At 69.3% G+C, this 17789-nt stretch carries 19 protein-coding genes; 5 read left to right on the top strand and 14 right to left on the bottom strand.

Annotated elements, in window-relative coordinates:
• Window positions 1-24: 24 nt before the first annotated feature.
• The 4 genes from HOW07_RS16435 to infC all read right to left on the bottom strand — a co-directional run bounded on the left by HOW07_RS16435 (window position 25) and on the right by infC (window position 2151).
• On the bottom strand, window positions 25-825 hold the full coding sequence (locus HOW07_RS16435) for an RNA methyltransferase (RefSeq protein ID WP_175117843.1): 801 nt from the start codon (window positions 823-825) through the stop codon (window positions 25-27).
• Between the two features lie 102 nt (window positions 826-927).
• A complete protein-coding gene (rplT, locus tag HOW07_RS16430; protein ID WP_175117842.1) occupies window positions 928-1314 on the bottom strand; it encodes a 50S ribosomal protein L20 in 387 nt (128 codons plus the stop codon).
• A 27-nt stretch (window positions 1315-1341) separates the two neighbouring features.
• The gene (gene rpmI / locus HOW07_RS16425) at window positions 1342-1536 is read right to left on the bottom strand and encodes a 50S ribosomal protein L35 (RefSeq protein ID WP_056012069.1); all 195 of its coding nucleotides are present in this window, start codon (window positions 1534-1536) and stop codon (window positions 1342-1344) included.
• A 15-nt stretch (window positions 1537-1551) separates the two neighbouring features.
• On the bottom strand, window positions 1552-2151 hold the full coding sequence (gene infC / locus HOW07_RS16420) for a translation initiation factor IF-3 (protein ID WP_231884288.1): 600 nt from the start codon (window positions 2149-2151) through the stop codon (window positions 1552-1554).
• 296 nt (window positions 2152-2447) lie between these two features.
• Between infC and HOW07_RS16415 the strand changes: the two genes are divergently transcribed.
• Window positions 2448-2819: a DUF1844 domain-containing protein gene (locus HOW07_RS16415; RefSeq protein WP_175117841.1), complete on the top strand. Its 372-nt coding sequence runs from the start codon at window positions 2448-2450 to the stop codon at window positions 2817-2819.
• 27 nt (window positions 2820-2846) lie between these two features.
• On the opposite strand, the gene HOW07_RS16410 is transcribed toward HOW07_RS16415, so the two are convergent.
• From HOW07_RS16410 to hisB, 4 genes are all read right to left on the bottom strand, one after another.
• Window positions 2847-3674 carry an SseB family protein gene (locus HOW07_RS16410; protein WP_175117840.1) on the bottom strand — a complete coding sequence of 276 codons (828 nt, stop codon included), beginning with the start codon at window positions 3672-3674 and terminating at the stop codon, window positions 2847-2849.
• Window positions 3658-4404, bottom strand: a complete 747-nt coding sequence (priA, locus tag HOW07_RS16405) for a bifunctional 1-(5-phosphoribosyl)-5-((5-phosphoribosylamino)methylideneamino)imidazole-4-carboxamide isomerase/phosphoribosylanthranilate isomerase PriA (protein ID WP_064294425.1) — start codon at window positions 4402-4404, stop codon at window positions 3658-3660. Before priA ends, HOW07_RS16410 begins: the two co-directional genes overlap by 17 nt.
• A gap of 85 nt (window positions 4405-4489) precedes the next feature.
• Window positions 4490-5125: an imidazole glycerol phosphate synthase subunit HisH gene (gene hisH / locus HOW07_RS16400; RefSeq protein ID WP_071262295.1), complete on the bottom strand. Its 636-nt coding sequence runs from the start codon at window positions 5123-5125 to the stop codon at window positions 4490-4492.
• Window positions 5122-5730 (bottom strand): imidazoleglycerol-phosphate dehydratase HisB, encoded by a 609-nt coding sequence (gene hisB / locus HOW07_RS16395; protein WP_175117839.1) that lies wholly within the window; start codon window positions 5728-5730, stop codon window positions 5122-5124. Before hisB ends, hisH begins: the two co-directional genes overlap by 4 nt.
• Before the next feature lie 110 nt (window positions 5731-5840).
• On the opposite strand from hisB, the gene HOW07_RS16390 reads away from it, so the two are divergent.
• Together HOW07_RS16390 and sufU are read left to right on the top strand one after the other, a co-directional pair.
• Entirely contained in the window at window positions 5841-7148 is a 1308-nt protein-coding gene (locus tag HOW07_RS16390) for a SufS family cysteine desulfurase (protein WP_175117838.1), read from the top strand.
• A complete protein-coding gene (sufU, locus tag HOW07_RS16385; RefSeq protein ID WP_064294429.1) occupies window positions 7145-7582 on the top strand; it encodes a Fe-S cluster assembly sulfur transfer protein SufU in 438 nt (145 codons plus the stop codon). Before HOW07_RS16390 ends, sufU begins: the two co-directional genes overlap by 4 nt.
• Before the next feature lie 33 nt (window positions 7583-7615).
• Here the strand turns inward: sufU and HOW07_RS16380 are convergent, their stop codons facing one another.
• From HOW07_RS16380 to HOW07_RS16370, 3 genes are all read right to left on the bottom strand, one after another.
• Complete coding sequence (locus HOW07_RS16380; protein WP_121291738.1) at window positions 7616-8695, bottom strand: histidinol-phosphate transaminase; 1080 nt, start codon at window positions 8693-8695, stop codon at window positions 7616-7618.
• A gap of 31 nt (window positions 8696-8726) precedes the next feature.
• Window positions 8727-10187 carry an amino acid permease gene (locus tag HOW07_RS16375; protein ID WP_175117837.1) on the bottom strand — a complete coding sequence of 487 codons (1461 nt, stop codon included), beginning with the start codon at window positions 10185-10187 and terminating at the stop codon, window positions 8727-8729.
• A gap of 89 nt (window positions 10188-10276) precedes the next feature.
• Window positions 10277-10669, bottom strand: a complete 393-nt coding sequence (locus tag HOW07_RS16370; RefSeq protein ID WP_079002676.1) for a LysM peptidoglycan-binding domain-containing protein — start codon at window positions 10667-10669, stop codon at window positions 10277-10279.
• Window positions 10670-10940: 271 nt separating this feature from the next.
• On the opposite strand from HOW07_RS16370, the gene lexA reads away from it, so the two are divergent.
• On the top strand, window positions 10941-11639 hold the full coding sequence (lexA, locus tag HOW07_RS16365; protein ID WP_071262299.1) for a transcriptional repressor LexA: 699 nt from the start codon (window positions 10941-10943) through the stop codon (window positions 11637-11639).
• A gap of 46 nt (window positions 11640-11685) precedes the next feature.
• Here the strand turns inward: lexA and metE are convergent, their stop codons facing one another.
• Window positions 11686-14013 carry a 5-methyltetrahydropteroyltriglutamate--homocysteine S-methyltransferase gene (gene metE / locus HOW07_RS16360; RefSeq protein WP_175117836.1) on the bottom strand — a complete coding sequence of 776 codons (2328 nt, stop codon included), beginning with the start codon at window positions 14011-14013 and terminating at the stop codon, window positions 11686-11688.
• A complete protein-coding gene (locus tag HOW07_RS16355) occupies window positions 14010-15008 on the bottom strand; it encodes a methylenetetrahydrofolate reductase (RefSeq protein ID WP_254628427.1) in 999 nt (332 codons plus the stop codon). Before HOW07_RS16355 ends, metE begins: the two co-directional genes overlap by 4 nt.
• 236 nt (window positions 15009-15244) lie before the next feature.
• On the opposite strand from HOW07_RS16355, the gene HOW07_RS16350 reads away from it, so the two are divergent.
• The gene (locus HOW07_RS16350) at window positions 15245-16159 is read left to right on the top strand and encodes a hypothetical protein (protein WP_175117835.1); all 915 of its coding nucleotides are present in this window, start codon (window positions 15245-15247) and stop codon (window positions 16157-16159) included.
• Window positions 16160-16168: 9 nt separating this feature from the next.
• Here HOW07_RS16350 and hflX read toward each other — a convergent pair whose 3' ends face one another.
• A complete protein-coding gene (hflX, locus tag HOW07_RS16345; protein WP_254628426.1) occupies window positions 16169-17773 on the bottom strand; it encodes a GTPase HflX in 1605 nt (534 codons plus the stop codon).
• Between the last annotated feature and the right edge of the window lie 16 nt (window positions 17774-17789).

Below are 17789 nucleotides of genomic sequence, written 5' to 3'. Positions count from 1 at the left end.
CTCGACGGCCGTCGCCTCAGACGCTCAGGCGTGCTGCGCGAACGCGCTCTCGAAGACGCACACCGACGCCGCGGTGGCCAGGTTCATGCTCTCGGCACGGCCGTAGATCGGTACCGTAACCGCACGGTCCACGAGCTCGAGGTGCTCGTCGGTGAGTCCCCTGGCCTCGTTGCCGAACACCCATGCCGTCGGCCGCGCGAGCACGCCTTCCGACCGGGCCACGAGGAGGTCCCCGCCCTTGATGTCGGCCGCGAGCGTCTGCAGTCCCGCCGCACGGGCCCGTTCCAGCACGGCGGGCAGCTCGACACCGACCGCGACGGGCAGGTGGAAGAGCGAGCCGGTCGTGGAGCGCACGACCTTCGGGTTGTAGAGGTCCACGGTCCGTCCGCTCAAGACGACGGCATCCGCTCCGGCGGCGTCGGCGGCTCGGATGATCGTCCCGAGGTTGCCCGGATCACGGACCTCCTCCAGGATGACGACGAGCTGCGGCTCCCCGGCGAAGATGTCCTTGATGGAGGTCGGGAACTGCTGCGCGACCGCGATGAACCCCTGCGGGGTGACGGTGTCGGCCATCGACTCGAGCACCTGCTCGGTGACGAACTCGACCTCGAGTCCCGCATCGGTGGCCGCGGCCCCGATGTCGGTGTAGCGCTCGAGAGCCGTCGGCGTCGCGTACAGCTCGAGGATCAGGTCGGGCCGGAACTGCAGGGCCTCCGACACCGCCTGTGGTCCTTCGAGGAGGAACAGGCCGGTCTCCTGTCTCGCCGGACGCTTGGCGAGTTTGGCGACGGAACGGACGCGCGGTGACCGCGGATTGTCAAGCACGCACCCATCCTATGGGTCGCACTCCGGACAGACGAAACGGCCCGATCCCTGGTGGGATCGGGCCGTTCGAACACGTCGTCCGGTCGGACGCAGGGCTTCCGACTACGCGGAGACCTTGGGCGCCGAGGTGTCGGCGGGCAGCGCGGCCTTGGCCGACGCGACGAGGGCCGCGAAGGTGGCGTGCTCGTGCACCGCGAGGTCCGCGAGGATACGGCGGTCGACCTCGATCCCGGCGAGGCCGAGACCCTGGATGAAGCGGTTGTACGTCATGCCGTTGGCACGCGAAGCCGCGTTGATGCGCTGGATCCAGAGGCGACGGAAGTCACCCTTGCGCGCACGACGGTCGCGGTACGAGTAGACGAGGGAGTGAGTGACCTGCTCCTTGGCCTTGCGGTACAGACGCGAACGCTGACCGCGGTAACCGGCGGCGCGCTCGAGGATGACGCGACGCTTCTTGTGAGCGTTGACCGCCCTTTTGACTCTTGCCATGTTCCTAGTTCCTTACGGGTAAACGGTCTAGCGACCGAGCAGCTTCTTCATGACCTTGGCGTCGGCGGGCGCCAGCACCTGGTCCTGGTTCAGGCGACGGGTGCGACGGCTGGACTTGCTCTCCAGGTTGTGTCGCATACCGGCCTGCTGCTTCATCAGCTTGCCGCTGCCGGTGACCTTGAATCGCTTCTTGGCCCCGGAGTGGGTCTTCTGCTTCGGCATGGGATTCCTCGTTTCTTATCGGTTCTCGTCGGTGGATGACTCCACCGGAGCAGCCTCGTCGGCTTCGTCGGCTTCAGCCGGACGTGCCTTGGATGCCGCACGTTGTGCGTTGGCTTCGGCTTTCGCCTCGGACTTGTTCTTGAGCGGACCGACGACCATCACCATGTTGCGACCGTCGACCATGGGGGTGGACTCGACGGTGCCCCACTCGGACACGTCCTCGGCGAACTTCTGGAGCAGGCGGACGCCCTGCTCTGGGCGGGACTGCTCGCGGCCGCGGAACTGGATCATGGCTTTCACCTTGTCACCGGCCTTGAGGAAGCCCTCGGCGCGCTTGCGCTTGGTCTCATAGTCGTGCTGGTCGATCTTGAGGCGGAACCGGACCTCTTTGAGGATCGTGTTCGCCTGGTTGCGCCGGGCCTCTTTGGCCTTCTGCGCAGCCTCGTACTTGAACTTGCCGTAGTCCATGATCTTCGCGACGGGCGGCTTGGAGTTGGGTGCGACCTCGACGAGGTCGAGATCCGCTTCCTGCGCGAGGCGAAGGGCGACCTCGATTTTGACGACGCCGACCTGTTCTCCGCCGGGACCGACGAGTCGGACCTCCGGGACGCGGATACGGTCATTGGTACGGGGATCGCTGATGCGGAGCTCCTCTGACTGGGTGGGATGCCACGCGACCAGGTCCGATACCTGCGACGCGACGAAATCGGTTCACCACACACCCGTACCCTCCGTCGGTGTTCAGAACACCTGTCGGAAGGCACCACGCCCTGCTACCCGAAGCGGTGAAGCGACAGGCGGAGCGTGACAACCCGGTAACCTTGTGAAGCGGTCAAGCGCGGGTGGGAGAATCTCCTCTTTCGTACCGAGACATGTCTCGGAGCACCGCACGAGTCTAACAGAGGATCCACGTGAACAACACCACCAGCCCGTACGACCACGACGACGAGTCGGGAGGGGCCGATCAGGCCACCCGGGACATCGCCGATGTCCCCGCCGTCGAGGTCATCACCACCGCCGCCGTGCACCTCATGAGCGCTGCAGCGGTCAAGTGCGGCCTCGCGGACGCGCCCGACACCCAGACCGACCTCGACGAGGCCCGCAAGCTCATCAACGCCCTCGCCGGGCTCATCACCGCGGGAGCCCCGGAGATCAGCGACATGCACGCCCGCTCGCTGCGCGACGGCCTGCGATCCCTGCAGCTCGCCTTCCGGGAGGCGTCCACCATCCAGGATCCCATCGGCAAGGGTCCCGGCGAGAAGTGGACCGGCCCGGTCACCTGATCGCAGCGCGGCGCTCCGCCTCGCCGATCAGTCGGCGGGGCGGAGCGACACCGCGAGCGAGTCGACGCGCGTCGCGATGACCTCGTCCGCGGCCCAGCGCTGAGCGAGCCGCGCCAGGACCGCGTCGAGCTCCTGCTGGGTCAGCCCCTGCAGCAGGCCGAGCTCGACCACGAGCTCGGACCCGGCGAGCTTCGCCTCCGGGTCTCCGGCTCGCAGGCGCACACTCACGACGGCGAGCTCCTGCTCGATCGACCGCTCGAACGCGTCGCGCACCAGCGCGTCCGCGAAGCTGGGCGTCCACGGCTGCGACTGCGCGATCGCCCACAGCGCGGGTCGGCGTACGGCGAACTCGGTGCTCGACGTCGGATCGAGGACCACGACGTCCGTCTGCTCGCTCGCGGCCGCCAGGGCGACCCGGACGCCGTCGGCCGGGATCGGCCTCGCCGTCCGGTTCCACGCGGACATCGCCTGCACCGAGCTGAAGACCGGGAGCACGGTGCGGCCGTCCGGACCCGTCACGGTCACGATGGACAGCTCCTGCGACTTGTCGACCAGCTGACCCTGATCGTTCTCGCCGGCCTCACCGAGGTGGGCCACGAGCGGGATGAGCAGGCGGGAGTCCCGGAACGCGTCGACGACCTCGGCCTCGCCGACCTCGCCGGCCCGGAAGCGTCGCAGGGACTCGATCAGCCGCTCCGGCGCACTGCCGTCGTCACCGGAACTCGCGTTCGGCTGGAAGCTCCGACCCGCCCAGGGCTGGCCGGCCGAGTCGGCACCACCTGCCACCGGGTGGGCATGCCCGCCTGAGGGACCGTGCCGGTCGGGCGCGGAGGATTCGTCAGCGGCCCGAGACATCCAGCGCCTCGGCCAGGGTGAATGCGCCGTTGTAGAGCGCCTTCCCGATGATGGCGCCCTCGAGCCCCAGTGGGACCAACTCGCGCAGCGCGACCAGGTCGTCGAGGCTCGAGATGCCGCCGGAGGCCACCACCGGTCGCTCCGTGCGCTCGAGCACCTGTCGGAGCAGGTCGATGTTCGGTCCCTGCATCGTGCCGTCCTTCGTGACGTCCGTCACGACGTAGCGTGCACAGCCCGCCTCCTCGAGGCGGTCGAGGACCGTCCACAGGTCGCCGGCGTCCTGCGTCCAGCCGCGAGCGGCGAGCGTCGTGCCACGGACGTCGAGGCCGACCGCGATCGCCTCGCCGTACTGGGCGATGACGCTCGCGGCCCACTCGGGGTTCTCGAGCGCCGCGGTCCCGAGGTTGACGCGCGCGACGCCCGTCTCGAGCGCCTGCTCGAGGGAGGCGTCGTCGCGGATGCCGCCCGACAGCTCGATGTTGACGCCGCGCGCCTTCGAGATGACCTTGCGGATGATCGACCGGTTGTCACCACGACCGAACGCGGCGTCGAGGTCGACGAGGTGGATCCACTCCGCCCCCTGACGGGCCCAGTCCAGGGCTGCGTCGACGGGCTCACCGTAGTTCGTCTCCGAACCGGCCTCGCCGCGCGTCAACCGGACGGCCTTGCCGTCCACGATGTCGATCGCGGGGAGCAGCGTCAGTCCGGCCGTCGTGTTGAACTCGTTCATGATCCACCGTCTCTTCGGGAGCTGCGAGCCCCTCGGTTCCCGGCGCACAGCATGCCTCGCGGCACAAGCACCTGATCCTAGTCGGCTACAGGGTGCCGAGCCAGTTGGACAGCAGGCGGATACCGGCGTCGCCCGACTTCTCCGGGTGGAACTGCGTCGCCGACAGCGGACCGTTCTCGACGGCTGCGAGGAACGGCACGCCGTGGGTCGCCCAGGTGAGGCGCGGCTCGGGGAACGGCGGCATGACCTCGAGGGTCCACTGCTGTGCGGCATAGGAGTGGACGAAGTAGAAGCGCTCGTCGGCGAGGCCGTCGAAGAGCACGGACCCCGCGTCCGGCGACACCGTGTTCCAGCCCATGTGCGGCAGGACGGGCGCTTCGAGTTCCGTGACCGCACCGGGCCACTCCCCCAGGCCGTCGGCCTCGGACCCGCGCTCCACGCCACGCTCGAACATGACCTGCATCCCCACGCAGATGCCGAGGACCGGACGCCCTCCCGCGAGACGGCGGTCGATGACCTCGTCGCCGTGGGACGAACGGAGTGCGCCGATCACCGCGTCGAAGGCACCGACACCTGGCACGACGAGACCGTCGGCGGCCTGGGCCGCCTGACGGTCGCCCGTCAGCACGACGTCTGCGCCGGCGAGCTCGAGGGCCTTGACGGCGGAGTGCACGTTGCCGGAGCCGTAGTCGAGGACGACCACCGACGGGCGTGCACTCACAACGCGCCCTTCGTCGACGGGATGCCCTGGACCAGCGGGTCGAACGCCTTCGCTTGCCGGAAGGCCCGCGCGAACGCCTTGAACTCCGCTTCGGCGATGTGGTGCGGATCGCGTCCGCCGAGGACGTTCACGTGCACGGTGAGGCCCGCGTTGAAGGTGATCGCTTCGAAGACGTGACGCACCATCGAACCCGTGAAGTGCCCACCGATCAGGTGGAACTCGAATCCGGCCGGTTCCCCGCCGTGCACGAGGTACGGACGACCGGAGATGTCGACGACGGCCTGCGCGAGGGCCTCGTCGAGCGGGACCAGTGCGTCGCCGTACCGGGAGATGCCGGCCTTGTCGCCGAGCGCCTGACGGATCGCCTGGCCCAGGACGATCCCGACGTCCTCGACCGTGTGGTGGACGTCGATGTCGACATCGCCCGTCGCCCGGACGGTCAGGTCGGTCAGCGAGTGCTTGGCGAAGGCCGTGAGCAGGTGGTCGTAGAACGGGACGGAGGTCTCGATGCTGCTCGTGCCGGTGCCGTCGAGGTCCAGTTCCAGCTCGATGCTGGACTCGCTCGTCGCGCGCTGGATCCGGGCCGTGCGCTGCTGGGTGGTCATGGGATCCAGTGTATCGAGCGCACCGAAGCTGCACGCCGTGTGTCGACGGGTGTGGATCGTCGCGTCATCCGGCTGCACCAGGCTCTGCCGACGCCTATCGTTGAGAGGTCATGACTTCCACACCCAGCATCGCCCCGGCCGTCCCACTCGACCAGGCGGAGATCGCCGCTCTCCGTGAACGGTTCCCGATCCTCGCCCGGGAGATGAACGGACACCCGCTCGTCTATCTGGACTCCGGCGCCACCTCGCAACGTCCGATCGAGGTCATCGACGCGGAGCGCGACTACGCGACGCACCGGAACGCCGCCGTCCACCGTGGAGCCCACCTCCTGGCCGCCGAGGCGACGGAGCTCTTCGAGGACGCTCGCGCGACCGTCGCCGCGTTCATCGGTGCCGATGAGCGGGAACTCGTCTGGACCTCCGGCGCGACCGCGGCCCTCAACCTCATCGCCGGGGCCATCGGGAACGCGAGCGCCGGTCTCGGCGGTGCTGCCGCCGAGCGGTTCCGACTCGGTCCAGGCGACGAGATCGTCGTCACGGAACTCGAACACCACGCGAACCTCATCCCCTGGCAGCAACTCGCAGCACGCACCGGTGCGACCCTCCGTCACCTCCCGGTCGACGACCACGGCGTGCTGCGCTTGGACGCCGTGGACGACATCATCGGCGAACGCACGCGCATCATCGCCTTCGCGCACGTGTCCAACGTCACCGGGGCGATCGCGCCGGTCTCCGAGCTCGTCGGCCTCGCCGAACGCGTCGGCGCGCTGACCGTGCTCGACGCCTGCCAGTCCGTGCCGCACCTGCCCGTCGACGTCGCGTCCCTCGGCGTCGACTTCCTCGTGTTCTCCGGCCACAAGATGCTCGGTCCCAACGGGATCGGTGCGCTCTGGGGTCGCCGTCAGCTGCTCGACGCCCTTCCGCCCTTCCTCACCGGCGGGTCGATGATCACGACCGTCACACTCGAGGGCGCGGAGTTCCTTCCCGCGCCGCAGCGGTTCGAGGCGGGGACCCAGCCGGTGTCGCAGGCGATCGCCCTCGCGAGCGCCGTCCGGTTCCTGCAAGCGGTCGGCATGGACCGTGTCCACGCCACCGAGGCGGCCTACGGACAGCGTCTCGCGGCCGGACTCGCCGCCACTCCCGGCGTCACGCTCATCGGCCCGCCGCCCGGGACACCTCGCGCCGGGCTCGCGAGCTTCGACCTCGCCGGCGTGCACGCTCACGACGTCGGTCAGTTCTTCGACGATCGCGGCATCGCGGTCCGCGTCGGTCACCACTGCGCACAACCACTCCACCGCCGATTGGGGCTCACCGCCTCCACCCGCGCCAGCAGCTACCTCTACACGACGGAGGCCGAGATCGACGCCTTCCTCGAGGCTGCCACGCTCGTCGGTCCGTTCTTCGGGGTGTCCCGGTGAGCGGCCTGGAGAGCCTCTACCAGGAGCTCATCCTCGACCACGCCCGCCAGCGCCACGGCTTCGGCTTGCGGGAGGCGCCCGCCGCCGAGTCGCATCAGCTCAACCCCACCTGCGGCGACGAGGTCACCCTGCAGCTCCATCCCGGGCCCGACGGTCGTCTCGCACCGATCGCCTGGGAGGGGCACGGCTGCTCGATCTCGCAGGCGTCGAGCTCCTGCCTGAGCGACCTCGCGGCAGGCCTCACCCCGGCCGAGCTCGAGGCTCTGATCGACGAGTTCCGCACGGTGATCCGCTCGCGGGGCACGCTCGAGTTCGACGAGGAACGGTTCGGAGACGCTGCGGCGTTCAGTGGCGTCTCGCGCTACATCGCGCGCGTCAAGTGCGCCATGCTCCCATGGGTCGCGGCCGAGGAGGCCATCTCCCGCCTGCCCTGAGCGGCGCGCCACCTCCGCCCGCCGATGGCCTGGTCAGGCGGGGCTGATCGCCGCCAGGGCTTCGAGGAACGCGGTCGTCTCCGCTTCGGTGCCCGCGGTGACCCGCAGGTGGTTCGGGATACCGACGTCGCGGATGAGGATCCCCCGCGCGAAGAGCGCCTCGAACGCCGCGTGCGGATCGGCGACGCCGCCGAACAGGACGAAGTTGGATCCGCTCCGCCTTGGGTCGTAGCCGAGACGCGCGAGCTCGATGACGAGACGATCGCGCTGGGTCCGGATGTCGTCGACCATCGCCAGCATCTCGTCGGCGTGCCGAAGTGCGGCGGTCGCGGCCGCCTGCGTCAGGGCGCTCAGGTGATACGGGAGCCGGACGAGTCTCAGCGCGTCGACGACCGCGGGGTCGGCGGCGAGGTACCCGAGGCGGACCCCGGCGAAGGCGAAGGCCTTGCTCATCGTCCTGGAGACGATCAGGCGCGGACGCCCCTCCAGCAGGGTGAGCGCGCTCGCCTCGTCGTCGGGTGCGAACTCCGCATACGCTTCGTCGACGATCACCATGCCCCGCGACGCCTCGTACACCGCGGTGACGGTCTCGAGCGACAACGGTGTCCCGGTGGGGTTGTTCGGCGAGCAGAGGAACACGAGGTCGGGATCCGCCTCGGCCACCTGACGCGCGGCGGTCTCGGGCGAGAGCTCGAACTCGGCGTCGCGAGTCGCGGGGATCCACCTGGTGCCGACGCCGGCGGCCAGGAGCGGATACATCGAGTACGTCGGCGTGAACCCGAGGAGCGATCGCCCGGGACCACCGAAGGCCTGCAGGATGTGCTGCAGCACTTCGTTCGAGCCGTTCCCCGCCCAGATCTGCTCCGGGGTCACCCCGTGGCCCAGGTATCCCGCCAGCGCCTCCCGGAGTTCCGTGAACTCGCGATCGGGGTACCGGTTCACCGTGAGGACCGCCGACGCGAGCGAGGCGACGATGTCGTGCGCGACCGCTTCAGGGATGGGGTGCGTGTTCTCGTTGACGTTGAGCGCCACCGGCACCAGGGCCTGGGGAGCGCCGTACGGGCGCTGTCCTCGGAGGTCGTCGCGGATGGGGAGATCGTCGAGAGCGGTCACCCCACAATGCTAGCCACTCCGACCGGCGCGCTCACTCCGCCTGGCGCTCCCGACGAAGGACCTCGTGGCGGGGGCTCGCCGGGTTCAACAGCGAGTGGCGTCGCCCGTAGGCGAAGTAGACGATGAGACCGATCACGAGCCAGACCCCGAACCGTAGCCAGGTCTCCCAGTGCAGCTGCAGGATCAGGAAGCCGGACGCCAGGACGCCGAACGCCGGGACGAACGGCATCAACGGCAACCGGAAGGAACGGGGCTCATCCGGCTTCGTGTACCGGAACACGATCACCGACACGCAGACCACGATGAAGGCGGCCAGGATGCCGATGTTCGTGAGGTCGGCGACCTGCTTGATCGGGAACACACCGGCGAAGACGGCTGCCGCGCCGCCGGCGATCCAGGTCACCCGCTGCGGCACGCCTCGCCGGTCCGTGCGCGAGAACCATCGCGGCAGGAGACCGTCGCGACTCATCGAGAACCACACGCGGGTGACGCCCAACAGGAACGTCAGCATCACGGTGAGGATCGACAGGACCGCGAAGACGGAGATGATCGTCGCGACCACGGGCAGACCGACGCTCTGGAACGCCGATGCGAACCCGGCCGTGGGGTCGATGTCGGTGTAGTTCTGCATGCCGGTCAGGACGAGCGTGGCCGCGACGTACAGGAGCATCGCGATGATGAGGGAGAGGATGATCGCCTTCGGCATGTGCTTCTTGCCGTCCTTCGCCTCCTCGGCGGCCGTGCTCATCGCGTCGTATCCGAAGACCGCGAAGAAGACCGTCGCGGCACCGGCGAACACCGGCCCGAAACCGCTCGGGAGGAACGGATCGTAGTTCTGTCCGTCGATGTAGAAGACACCGAGGCCGATGATGAACAGGATGAGCAGGACCTTGATCCCGACCGCGACGAGCTCGAATCGACCGAAGGCCTTCGTCCCTCGGCTCAGGATGAAGGTCACGAGGAGACAGACGAAGATGGCGGGGAGGTTGACGAGGCCGCCCTTCCCCTCGTCGGCGGTCGAGGTCATCCAGTCCGGCATGTGGATCCCGACGCCGGACAGGAAGGCGTCGAAGTAGCCGGAGATCCCGATCGCGACCACCGCGACGATCGCGATGTACTCGAGCAACAGGTCCCAGCCGATGAACCAGCCGATGATCTCGCCGAGCGCCACATACCCGTAGGTGTAGGCGGACCCGGCTCTCGGGATCATGCCGGCGAACTCCGCGTACGACAACGCCGCGGCCGCGGAGGCGAGCCCCGCGATCAGGAACGAGAAGAGGACCGCCGGCCCGACAGCGGGCGAGGTATCGCTCCCGTGAGCGACGAGTCCGGCGAGTGAGAAGATCCCCACCCCGATGATGCCACCGACCCCGATGGCCGTGAGTTGCCAGAGCCCGAGACTTTTGAACAGCTTCGAACCGGAGGTCTCATCCTCGATCTCCGCGATCGGCTTCTTCCGGAGCAGCGAGCGGCTCCGATCGTCTGTACTCATGCTTGCCTCCGACGATGCTGCGGGCGTCGTTGCACCGCGCCATCGACGATAGCTGAGAACCAGCGCGGAGGGACCCGCCGATTGTCGGCCTACTCGGCCGCGTACCGCTGCGGGATCGCCAGGCGCTGCCCCGGCTCGACACCGGCGGTGCTGAGCTGGTTGAGGTTCATGATCTCGGCGATGACGTCGCGCGGGTCGGCGTCGGGTGCGATGGACTCGGCCAGCTGCCAGAGCGACTCGCCCGGGTCGACCGTGATGTACGTGAACGTGGCTCCAGCCGCCGCCGTGTTGGCCGCGGCACCGCCTGCGGAGAGTCCGACGACCGCGACGCCGATGACCAGCGGGATGGCGGCGAGCGTGGTGAAGACGACACGACCGCGCTTCGTCAGGCGGAGTCGGCGTGTAGACGGTGCGTCTGACGTCGGTACCTGCGCCGTCCGTGCGGGAAGCGCCCGGTGGGACCCGATCAGTGCTGCGCTCATGTCAACCCTCCAAGAGTGTGCTCATCGTGTGATGAGGACTCGTATCCGACACTCGGCCAGGAGTGCCGGATACGAACCTGTGTTCCGAATATATCTTCGATTGTTCGAATACTCAACCCTGTCTTCGTACCTGAGACGCGCGGGATCGGCGACACGCTCGAACAGATGTTTGTCTGGACGAGCCGGTGCGGATACAGTTTCGAGTGTTGGAAGCAGTACACCACCACCCACCGACATCGGTCACCGACAGCCGATCAGGGCAGGAGCGAAGATGGCAGCGAACACGGCGGGCGACGGAGCCCGGGAGCGCCAGATCGGCGGCACCCGGCGACGGAAGAGCCTGAGCGACAAGCAGCTGGCGATCCTCGACGTCATCCAGCGCTCGGTCTCGCAGCGCGGCTATCCGCCGAGCATGCGCGAGATCGGCGACGCCGTCGGGCTCGCCTCCTTGTCGAGTGTCACGCACCAACTCGGACAGCTCGAACTCAGCGGATACCTCCGACGCGATCCCAACCGTCCCCGCGCCATCGAGGTGCTCATCGACCTGCCGAGCGCCGTCGAGGGCAGCGATCCCGACTCCGCTCCCCCGGTCGGTGACGCCGCCATGGTCCCGCTCGTCGGTCGCATCGCCGCCGGCATCCCGATCACGGCCGAGCAGCAGGTCGAGGAGATCTTCCCCCTGCCCCGCCAGCTGGTCGGCAAGGGCAGTCTGTTCATGCTGAAGGTCGTCGGCGACTCGATGGTCGACGCCGCGATCTGTGACGGCGACTGGGTCGTCATCCGCGAGCAGAAGACCGCTGAGAACGGCGAGATCGTCGCGGCCATGCTCGACGAGGAGGCGACCGTGAAGGTGTTCCGCCAGCGCGACGGCCACACCTGGCTGCTCCCTCGGAACTCGGCCTTCGAACCGATCCTCGGCGACCACGCCGAGGTCCTCGGCAAGGTCGTCGCCGTACTCCGGACGGTCTGACCGACCGGACCACTCCGCCACATCCATGTGGGCCGGACCGACGACGTCAGCCGGTCGCACCGACTCGTGCGCGGACGACGCGCGTGGCCTCGACGATGTTGGTGAGGGAGGCGACCGTCTCCTCGTAGCCTCGCGTCTTGAGCCCGCAGTCAGGGTTCACCCAGACCTGGCGCTGCGGGATCCCCTCCAGCGCGATCTCGAGCAACGCGGTCACCTCCGCGACGCTCGGCACCCGAGGCGAGTGGATGTCGTAGACGCCCGGGCCGATGCCGTGGTCGAAACCACTCGCCCGGATGTCGGACACGACCTCCATCCGCGACCGAGCCGCCTCGATGCTCGTCACGTCGGCGTCCAGTCGTCGGATCGCGTCGATCACCACCCCGAACTCCGAGTAACAGAGGTGGGTGTGGATCTGGGTCTCGGCTCGCACGCCCGCGGTCGCCAGCCGGAAGGAGCCCACCGACCAGTCGAGGTACCCTCCCTGGTCTGCCCGCCGGAGCGGGAGCAGCTCGCGGAGTGCGGGTTCGTCGACCTGGATGATGCGGATGCCGGCCCGCTCCAGGTCGGCGATCTCGTCACGCAGGGCGAGGGCGACCTGGTTCGCCGTCTCGGCGAGCGGTTGGTCGTCACGCACGAACGACCACGCGAGGATCGTCACCGGGCCCGTGAGCATGCCCTTCACCGGCTTGGTGGTCAACGACTGCGTGTAGGCCGACCACTCGACCGTGATCGGTGCCGGTCGCGAGACGTCCCCCCATAGGATCGACGGACGGGTGCACCGTGAACCGTAGGACTGCACCCAGCCGTGCTCCGTCACGGCGAAGCCGTCGAGGTGTTCGGCGAAGTACTGGACCATGTCGTTGCGCTCGGGCTCGCCGTGGACGACGACGTCGATCCCCAGATCCTCCTGCAGCGCCACGACGCGCCCGATCTCCGCGCGCATCGTCGCGACGTAGGCCTCCTCGTCGAGTGACCCTGCGACCCGCTGTGCGCGGGCGCGACGGATGTCCCCGGTCTGCGGGAAGGAGCCGATCGTCGTCGTCGGGAGGAACGGCAGGCCGAGCGCCTGCTCCTGCGCCGTTGCGCGCTCCTGGTAGTCGTCCCGCGTGAAGTCCGCTGGCGCGAGCGCCGCCGTCCGTGCGCGGATGGTGGCATCGACGACCCCGGGCGCGGCCAGCCGATCGTCGAGCGCGGCCGACGCTGCGGTGAGCTCGGTCGCGATCGCTGCGCGCCCTTGGGTGAGACCGCGTGCGAGGACCGCGATCTGATCCACCTTCTGGTCGGCGAAGGCGAGCCAGCTCCGGAGACGATGGGCGAGCTTCGTCTCCACCGACACGTCGTGCGGGACGTGCAGGAGGGAGGTCGAGGTGGACACCGCGAGCTGCGGGAAGCGCTCCGCCGCGCGCTCCAGGAGATCGGCCGCGGCCGCCAGGTCGCCGCGCCACACGTTGTGGCCGTCGATCACTCCCGCGACGACGGTCTTCGTGGCGAGTCCGGGTGACGAGTCCGGCAGGCCTCCTCGGACGAGGTCGACACCGACGGCCTCGACCCCCGAGTCGGCGAGCACCGGGAGGGCGTCGCCCAAGGCACCGTAGGGAGCCGCGACGAAGATCGCCGGGCGGTCCGACACGGCGGACAGGACGCTCGTCGATCGTTCGAGCGCCGCGAGGACCGTCGACCTCGGCACGTCGAACGTCTCCGACACCAGTGCGGGTTCGTCGAGCTGCACCCAGGGCGCGCCGGAAGCGGCGAGGCGCTGGAGGAGTTCCGCGTAGACGGGCAGCAATGCCTCCAGTCGATCGATCGGGGCGAATCCCGCTGAGGCCCCCTCGGCCGCCTTGGACAGCAGCAGGAACGTCACGGGGCCCACGATGACCGGCCGCGTCACGTACCCCTCGGCGAGGCCCTCGCGGAACTGCTCGACGACCCGGTCGTCGGAGAGCGCGAACGGCGTCGACTCGCCGATCTCCGGGACAAGGTAGTGGTAGTTCGAGTCGAACCACTTCGTCATCTCGAGCGGCGCGAGGTCGCCGGCGCCACGAGCGATCGTGAACGCCCCGGCGAGGTCGACCCGACCGTCGGCCCCGACGAGCGACGAGAAGCGCTCCGGGACGGCACCGACGGTGAGCGCGGCGTCCAGGACCTGGTCGTAGAACGAGAAGCTCTCGGGGATCGCGGCGTTCGTCGGGTCGAGGCCGAGCCCCGCGAGGCGGGCACGCGTGGCGGCGCGCAGCTCGGCGGCCGTCCGCTCGAGCGCCTCGGCGTCGATCCGGCCGGCCCAGAAGGACTCGACGGCGCGCTTCAACTCCCGGTTCGGCCCGATGCGCGGGTAGCCGAGGATGGTGCCGGCGGGGAATGCGGAGGTGGGGTTCATCGTGCGTCCTTGCTGGTGAGTGGATCGGGGATGGGATGACGGACCGGTCGGTCGCCTGGCACGGGGATGCCGGCACGGTGCAACACGTCGAGCACCGTCCGATGCTGGTTGAAGGCGTAGAGGTGGACGCCCGGCGCGCCGCCCGCGACGACGTCGCGGATGAGCCTCGCGGAATAGTCGATGCCGATGTCGATCCGTCCCGCTTCGTCCGGCTCGACCTCGAGCGCGATCGCCAGGTCGCTCGGGAGCGCCTCGCCGCTGAGCTCGAGCACCCGACGCAACCGCGCCGGACTCGTGATGGGCATCACGCCCGGCAGGATGGGCATGGTGACGCCGTGACGTCTCGTGCGTTCGACGAAGGCGAGGTAATCGTCGGCGTGGAAGAAGAGCTGGGTGATGGCGAGCGTCGCCCCAGCCGCCTGCTTGGCCAACAGGGTGTCGAGGTCCTGCGTCGTCGACCGCGAGCGCGGGTGTCCGTTGGGGAACGCGGCGACCGCGATCCGCGGCCGATGGCGTCGCCCGAGCTGCACCGCGCCCGGGAGGCCGACCAGCGACCCCTCGGCGTAGGGCTCGTGCTCGGCACTGACCCGGCCGATGAGCTGCACGAGTTCCGCGGCACTCCCCAGATCACCGAGGAAGGCGTCGCCCTCGACGGCTCCGGCAGGCGGGTCGCCGCGGAGCGCGAGGAAACTGTGCACCCCGGCGTCGAGGAAGTCCTTGATGAGTCGGCTGGCCTGGGCGTGCGTCGACCCGACGCAGGTGAGGTGGGCCATCGGGTCCACCGAGGTCGACGTCCGGATGCTCCGCAGCACGTCCAGGCTCGCCGTTCGCGAGGAACCGCCGGCGCCGAAGGTGACCGAGATGAACTCCGGGCCGGCGGCGGCCAGGTGCTCGACCGTCCGTGCGAGCGCGACGCCGCCGTCGAGTGTCTTGGGCGGGTACAGCTCGAAGGAGAAGGGGGTACGCCCGGGACAGGCGGGCTCCGTCATGGTCATGGGGTCTCGTCTCGGTGGCAGCGGATCGAGAGCCGGCGACCACGCAGCACGCAGCGGTTCCGCTGGTGTGTCGTGGGCGGGTGCCGGGCTCGGCTGTCGCTCCGATTCCGCCGGTGAGGGCGGGTACGATGCGCACGACGATAGCAACGCCCGACGATCCGCGCGACGGACATCCGTCCGACAGCGTCATCCTGCGACACATTCCCCCGGCGGCGCTCCGGTCCTACGCTGATGCCATGACCGTGGGCACCAGGCACCGGGGCGGCGAGCGTCGAGCACTCGGCTCGCGCGTCATCGGGTCCTGCGTGGCGGTGGTGCTCGCCGTGTCCGGGTGCACGACCGCCGGTTCGCCCCTGCCGCGGGCGACGCGCACAGCCGCAGCGGAGGAGCTCGTGATCGAGTTCCGCCAGAACCGCGACCAGTATGCGAGCGACGCCGCGATCGTCCGGGTCGGCAACGGCGGAGACGACGACATCACGATCGTCGGACTCGAGCTGGCGGGGTCGGCGTTCACCGCGCCGACCGTCCGGGACCGATCCTCGACGATCCGCGCTGGACAGACCACGGATCTCGCCGTCGAGCTGCCACCGGTCGACTGCGACGCACGCGACGAGGACGTGCGGGTCGATCTCCAGCTCAGACTCGACGACGGCGCCGTCCTCACCGCATCCGGCCTGTCCGATCCGACGAACGCGCTGCAGCGCATCCGTGCCTCGACGTGCACGGTGTCGGCGGTGCAGCGCATCGCCGAGGTGGCCGCCACTCCCGGGATCCGCCTCGAAGGTGCCGGAGCCACGACGGTCGCCGTCCTGACGGTCACGGCCGTGCCGACCGGCGCTCCGGGTCACTTGGAGCTCGTCGCGCTGCGCTCGACGGTCCTGCTGCGACCGGCGCCGAGGGACGACGGCGGTGACCCACCCCAGGACTGGCCACTCAGCCTGACCGTCGACGCCGCTAGCGGTCCGCAGTCCATCGAACTCCGGGTCGTGCCGACCCGGTGCGACCCGCACGCCCTGGCGGAGGACAAGGTGGGGACCCTCTTCCCACTCGTCGTGCGGATCGACGACGGCCCGGAGGCCGTCATGACCCTCCCGCTCGACGCCGACACGGCGGAGGCGCTCAAGGATGCCGTCCGCGCGCGCTGCGCGTGAGGAGTCGGGTCAGCCGGCCACGGCTGGTGCCGGGACGACCTCGGCGAACGGCGCGAGGGCGGCGGCGAGCTCGGCACCGACCAGGGCGTGCACGATCGTGCCACGCTCGTCGTAGTCCGTCGACAGCACCTTGCCGCGTTCGTGCAGCAGCGTGACCAGGTCTCCGCGGTCGAAGGGCACGATGACGTGGACCTCGTTGCTCGGCGACGGGATCAGTGTCTCGATGCGCTCCATGAGCTCGTCGATCCCGAGACCGGTGCGGGCCGACACGAAGACGGCGTCCGGGACGAGACCGCGGAGCACGAGCAGCTGGCCGTCGTCCACGAGGTCGGCCTTGTTGAACACGACCAGCTCGGGGATGTGCCGAGCTCCGACCTCACCGATGACGTCGCGCACGGTGGCGATCTGGCCGGCAGGGTCGGGGTGCGCGGCGTCGACGACGTGCACGATGACGTCGCTGTCGGCGACCTCCTCGAGCGTCGAGCGGAAGGCTTCGACCAGCTGGTGCGGCAGGTTGCGCACGAAGCCGACCGTGTCGGCCACGGTGTACTCGCGTCCGTCGGAGGTCACGTTGCGTCGGACCGTCGCGTCGAGCGTCGCGAAGAGCGAGTTCTCGACCAGGACGCCGGCCTTCGTGATGCGGTTCAGCAGGCTGGACTTGCCGGCGTTCGTGTAACCGGCGATCGCGACCGACGGCACCGTGTTGCGGCGGCGGTTCGCCCGCTTGGCCTCGCGCGCCGGCTTCATCGCCGTGATCGACTTGCGCAGTTTCGCCATCCGGGTGTGGATGCGGCGCCGGTCCAGTTCGATCTTCGTCTCACCGGGGCCCCTCGACCCCATACCGGCACCGGCACCACCGACCTGACCACCGGCCTGACGGCTCATCGACTCACCCCAGCCGCGGAGGCGGGGCAGGAGGTACTCGAGTTGGGCGAGCTCGACCTGCGCCTTGCCCTCTCGGCTCTTCGCGTGCTGACTGAAGATGTCGAGGATGACCGCCGTGCGGTCGATGACCTTCACGCCGACCGCGTCCTCGAGTGCGCGACGCTGGCTGGGTGCGAGTTCCGTGTCGGCGATGACCGTGTCGGCGCCGAGCGCCTGGACGATGGACTTCAGTTCCTGGGCCTTGCCGCGACCGAGATACGTGCTCGGGTCGGGGTGCGGTTTGCGCTGCAGGAGCCCGTCGAGGACGACGGCGCCGGCGGTCTCCGCGAGCGCTGCGAGTTCGCGCAGGGAGTTCTCCGCGTCGTGCAGCGCACCCTGCGGGTAGACGCCGATGATGACGACGTTCTCCAGCCGGAGTTGCCGGTACTCGACCTCGGTGACGTCCTCGAGCTCGGTCGAGAGCCCGGCGACGCGACGGAGGGCCTGCCGGTCCTCACGGTCGTACTGTTCGCCGTCGTCGGAACTGCCTCCTGAGGCATCGCCGGTCTGCAGGGCCGCTGCACCGCTGCCGAACAGGGTGTACCCGTTCGATCGGGACGCGGCGCTCGTGAGCACGCGTGCGACGACGTCGCCGGGATCGGTGACCGAGGCGTCGTCCACCACCGCCTCGACATCGACATCGGTGTCGTCTGCGTGGTCCTGGGGTGCGTCCATCGGTGGTCTAGGCATCGCGTTAACCCTACTT

The organism is Plantibacter sp. MCCC 1A11337, from assembly GCF_013349365.1.
GTDB classification, from domain to species: domain Bacteria; phylum Actinomycetota; class Actinomycetes; order Actinomycetales; family Microbacteriaceae; genus Plantibacter; species Plantibacter flavus_A.
Note: the sequence above shows the minus strand (reverse complement) of the source record. Positions and strands in the feature narration are given on the sequence as shown.